Raw genomic sequence first — 5721 nt, forward strand, 5'->3', positions numbered from 1 at the left:
CCTCTTTCTTATGCGCAACAGCGCCAGTGGGTCTTGTGGCAGATAGAGCCAGAGAGCACGGCTTATCACATGAGCTCAGCGCTTCGCTTAACGGGCGAGCTGAATATTGAAGCACTACGTGACAGTTTTGATTATCTGTTTGCGCGTCATGAAGTGTTGCGTACTCACTTTGCACAAGGTGATGAAGGTCAGTTACATCAAGTCATTAAAGATAAAGTATCGATTACGTTGAACGCAGAAGCGTTATCGTTTACTCATGAGCAATCACAAGACGCTGCGTTACAACAAGTATTACAACAGTTAGGTGATGAAGTATTCGATTTGGCAGAGGGGCCACTACTGCGGGTTAAGCTCATTAGTTTATCAGCGCAAGCGCATGTACTTGCACTTGTGCAGCACCATGTGGTGTCTGATGCTTGGTCAATGCAGTTAATGGTGAGTGAATTAGTGCAAGCGTATAGTGCGTTTAGCCAACATCAAACACCAGAGCTACCAAGTTTACCGATTCAATATGCCGATTATGCCGTATGGCAACGTGAGCGTTTAGAAGGCGAGGAAGGAGAACGTCAGTTAACGTATTGGCGTGAAAAATTAGGGACAGAGCATCCAGTACTGGAATTACCAACAGACCATGCACGTCCAATGCAAGCGAGCTATGCCGGAGCAAGTCAAAGCGTAGCGCTAGACAGCGAACTCATCAATAACCTGACACAGCTAGCAAATCAAGAAAGCACCACCTTGTTTACCTTGTTGCTTGCATCATTCCAAACGCTATTACATCGTTACAGTGGTCAAGAAGAAATACGGGTTGGCACACCGATTGCGAACCGAAATCGACTAGAAACTGAAAACTTAATTGGTTTCTTTGTTAATACTCAAGTATTACGTGCAGACTTTGCAGATGACTTAACTTTTAATGAATTTTTACAACAAGTTAAGCAAACGACGTTAGACGCGCAAGACAACCAAGACTTACCGTTTGAGCAGTTGGTTGAGAAACTACAAGTTGAACGTAGTTTAAGTCACACGCCGTTATTCCAAGCCATGTTTAACTACCTGAGTGAGAAAGGCTCAAACAAAGAATCCCAACTTGCTAATATTGATGGTTTAGCCGTAGAAGGCGTACGCTGGGATGGTCATACGGCGCAATTTGATTTAACGCTGGATATTAATGAGTACGAAGGCGGTATTTCCGCATCATTTAACTATGCAACGGACTTATTTGAGCCATCCACCATTGAGCGATTAGCCAAACATTGGCAACAGCTTTTACAGGGAATTGTAGCCAAGCCGAATGAGCGCATTGCTGAGTTGCCTTTGCTTGACCAGGCAGAGAAAAAACACATTATCGAAGACTGGAATGATACCGCGGTTAGTTACGATACCGAGGTTTGTATTCATCAGTTGTTTGAGCAACAAGTTGAGCTTAACCCACATAAAACGGCTTTAATTCTAGATGATGAAAAAATTAGTTATCAAACGTTAAATGAGAAAGCTAACCGTTTAGCGCACAAACTATTAGAGCTAGGTGTCGGCCCGGATGTGCCAGTAGGTATTTCGGTTGAACGTTCGTTTGACATGATTATTAGTTTGTTGGCTGTACTGAAAGCGGGTGGGGCTTATGTGCCACTTGACCCGAAATATCCAACAGAGCGCTTAACGCATATGATTGAAGATAGCGGTCTTAAACTGCTATTAACCCAAAGTAACGTTATTGATGAGTTATCGGTTTCAGCTGATGTTAATGTCTTGTTGTTAGATGACGATATAGCAATTGGCTATAGCGAACACAATATCCCTAATCTTGTTCATCCATATAATCTTGCTTATATCATTTTTACATCAGGCAGCACTGGGCGGCCTAAAGGGGTCTGCATTGATCATTCTTCTCTAGTTCGTCATGCCGTGAGGTCTGTTGAAATGCTAGATTTAACATCAAACGATACCGTTTTGCAATTTGCTACGTTTAACTTTGATGCTTTTGTTGAACAGCTATACCCTGCGTTATGTTGTGGTGCATCAGTGGTATTAAGAGGGCAAGAACTTTGGGGTAGCGAAGAGTTTTATCAACAAGTCTTAAAACATAATATTAGTGTTGCTGATTTATCTACAGCTTATTGGTATCAGTTGGTGAGTGATTTCTCTTTGTTGGAAGAGCGTAGCTATGGATCTCTGCGTCAGATCAGTATAGGTGGCGAAGCATTGAGTCAGGAAGGTTTACGAGCTTGCAAGGCAAGCATGAAAGAAGTTGCTTTACTTAACACCTATGGACCAACAGAAACGACAGTATCCTCTACAATATTTGATTGTAGTTGTTACGTTAATAGCGAAAAGGAGATCCCGTCAGATATACCTATTGGGCGGCCACTTAGTGGAAGCACCACCTATATTTTAGATGTGAATTTAAACACTACACCTATCGGCGTTATCGGAGAGTTATGCATTGGTGGTGAATTGCTTGCTCGTGGTTATCGCGGACAAGCGATGATGACTGCAGAACGCTTTATCGCTGACCCGTTCAACGAGTCAGGCGGGCGCTTATACCGCACTGGCGATTTGGCACGCTACCGAATTGACGGCACCATCGAATATGTTGGCCGAATTGACCATCAAGTTAAAATCCGTGGTTTCCGTATTGAGCTGGGTGAGATTGAATCACAGTTGCAAGGTAATGACGCTATCCGCGATGCGGTGGTCTTAGCCCAAGAAGGCAATGCGGGTCAGCAGTTAGTCGCCTATGTTATCCCCAATGATAGCGGACTGATTGAAGCGGGTAATGAAGCACAAAACAGCTTTAGAGCCGATATTAAAAACCAACTACAACAAGCGTTGCCTGAGTACATGGTACCGGCGCATATGTTGTTGCTAGAGCAATTCCCGTTAACGCCTAATGGCAAGTTAGACCGCAAAGCGTTGCCCAAAGCTGATGCCAGTCAACTGCAACAAACTTATGTTGCGCCAACTACTGAGCTAGAAAAACGATTAGCACAAATCTGGCAAGACGTGCTGGGTGTTGAACAAGTTGGTTTAAACGATAACTTCTTCGCCTTGGGTGGTCATTCACTATTACTGACTCAGGTTGTTTCTCGGGTTAGGCAAGCATTGTCAGCGGAAATCCCAATGCGAGTGATGTTTGAAGCGAGTGATTTACGTGATTTTGCTGTGCGGGTTGCGCAAAGCGAAGGAGTTGTGTCTGAAGTTATCTTGCCAGTATCGCGTGAGCAAGAGTTACCTCTTTCTTATGCGCAACAGCGCCAGTGGGTCTTGTGGCAGATAGAGCCAGAGAGCACGGCTTATCACATGAGCTCAGCGCTTCGCTTAACGGGCGAGCTGAATATTGAAGCACTACGTGACAGTTTTGATTATCTGTTTGCGCGTCATGAAGTGTTGCGTACTCACTTTGCACAAGGTGATGAAGGTCAGTTACATCAAGTCATTAAAGATAAAGTATCGATTACGTTGAACGCAGAAGCGTTATCGTTTACTCATGAGCAATCACAAGACGCTGCGTTACAACAAGTATTACAACAGTTAGGTGATGAAGTATTCGATTTGGCAGAGGGGCCACTACTGCGGGTTAAGCTCATTAGTTTATCAGCGCAAGCGCATGTACTTGCACTTGTGCAGCACCATGTGGTGTCTGATGCTTGGTCAATGCAGTTAATGGTGAGTGAATTAGTGCAAGCGTATAGTGCGTTTAGCCAACATCAAACACCAGAGCTACCAAGTTTACCGATTCAATATGCCGATTATGCCGTATGGCAACGTGAGCGTTTAGAAGGCGAGGAAGGAGAACGTCAGTTAACGTATTGGCGTGAAAAATTAGGGACAGAGCATCCAGTACTGGAATTACCAACAGACCATGCACGTCCAATGCAAGCGAGCTATGCCGGAGCAAGTCAAAGCGTAGCGCTAGACAGCGAACTCATCAATAACCTGACACAGCTAGCAAATCAAGAAAGCACCACCTTGTTTACCTTGTTGCTTGCATCATTCCAAACGCTATTACATCGTTACAGTGGTCAAGAAGAAATACGGGTTGGCACACCGATTGCGAACCGAAATCGACTAGAAACTGAAAACTTAATTGGTTTCTTTGTTAATACTCAAGTATTACGTGCAGACTTTGCAGATGACTTAACTTTTAATGAATTTTTACAACAAGTTAAGCAAACGACGTTAGACGCGCAAGACAACCAAGACTTACCGTTTGAGCAGTTGGTTGAGAAACTACAAGTTGAACGTAGTTTAAGTCACACGCCGTTATTCCAAGCCATGTTTAACTACCTGAGTGAGAAAGGCTCAAACAAAGAATCCCAACTTGCTAATATTGATGGTTTAGCCGTAGAAGGCGTACGCTGGGATGGTCATACGGCGCAATTTGATTTAACGCTGGATATTAATGAGTACGAAGGCGGTATTTCCGCATCATTTAACTATGCAACGGACTTATTTGAGCCATCCACCATTGAGCGATTAGCCAAACATTGGCAACAGCTTTTACAGGGAATTGTAGCCAAGCCGAATGAGCGCATTGCTGAGTTGCCTTTGCTTGACCAGGCAGAGAAAAAACACATTATCGAAGACTGGAATGATACCGCGGTTAGTTACGATACCGAGGTTTGTATTCATCAGTTGTTTGAGCAACAAGTTGAGCTTAACCCACATAAAACGGCTTTAATTCTAGATGATGAAAAAATTAGTTATCAAACGTTAAATGAGAAAGCTAACCGTTTAGCGCACAAACTATTAGAGCTAGGTGTCGGCCCGGATGTGCCAGTAGGTATTTCGGTTGAACGTTCGTTTGACATGATTATTAGTTTGTTGGCTGTACTGAAAGCGGGTGGGGCTTATGTGCCACTTGACCCGAAATATCCAACAGAGCGCTTAACGCATATGATTGAAGATAGCGGTCTTAAACTGCTATTAACCCAAAGTAACGTTATTGATGAGTTATCGGTTTCAGCTGATGTTAATGTCTTGTTGTTAGATGACGATATAGCAATTGGCTATAGCGAACACAATATCCCTAATCTTGTTCATCCATATAATCTTGCTTATATCATTTTTACATCAGGCAGCACTGGGCGGCCTAAAGGGGTCTGCATTGATCATTCTTCTCTAGTTCGTCATGCCGTGAGGTCTGTTGAAATGCTAGATTTAACATCAAACGATACCGTTTTGCAATTTGCTACGTTTAACTTTGATGCTTTTGTTGAACAGCTATACCCTGCGTTATGTTGTGGTGCATCAGTGGTATTAAGAGGGCAAGAACTTTGGGGTAGCGAAGAGTTTTATCAACAAGTCTTAAAACATAATATTAGTGTTGCTGATTTATCTACAGCTTATTGGTATCAGTTGGTGAGTGATTTCTCTTTGTTGGAAGAGCGTAGCTATGGATCTCTGCGTCAGATCAGTATAGGTGGCGAAGCATTGAGTCAGGAAGGTTTACGAGCTTGCAAGGCAAGCATGAAAGAAGTTGCTTTACTTAACACCTATGGACCAACAGAAACGACAGTATCCTCTACAATATTTGATTGTAGTTGTTACGTTAATAGCGAAAAGGAGATCCCGTCAGATATACCTATTGGGCGGCCACTTAGTGGAAGCACCACCTATATTTTAGATGTGAATTTAAACACTACACCTATCGGCGTTATCGGAGAGTTATGCATTGGTGGTGAATTGCTTGCTCGTGGTTATCGCGGACAAGCGATGATG

Annotated in this window: 1 protein-coding gene; it reads left to right on the plus strand. The window is 43.3% G+C overall.

The genetic code is table 11. From position 1 onward, the window contains the following. Positions 1–5721 (plus strand): amino acid adenylation domain-containing protein (locus HRU23_20255; protein NRA56472.1); only part of this gene is annotated, 5721 nt, incomplete at both ends.

Source organism: Gammaproteobacteria bacterium, assembly GCA_013214945.1.
Lineage (GTDB): Bacteria > Pseudomonadota > Gammaproteobacteria > Enterobacterales > Psychrobiaceae > Psychrobium.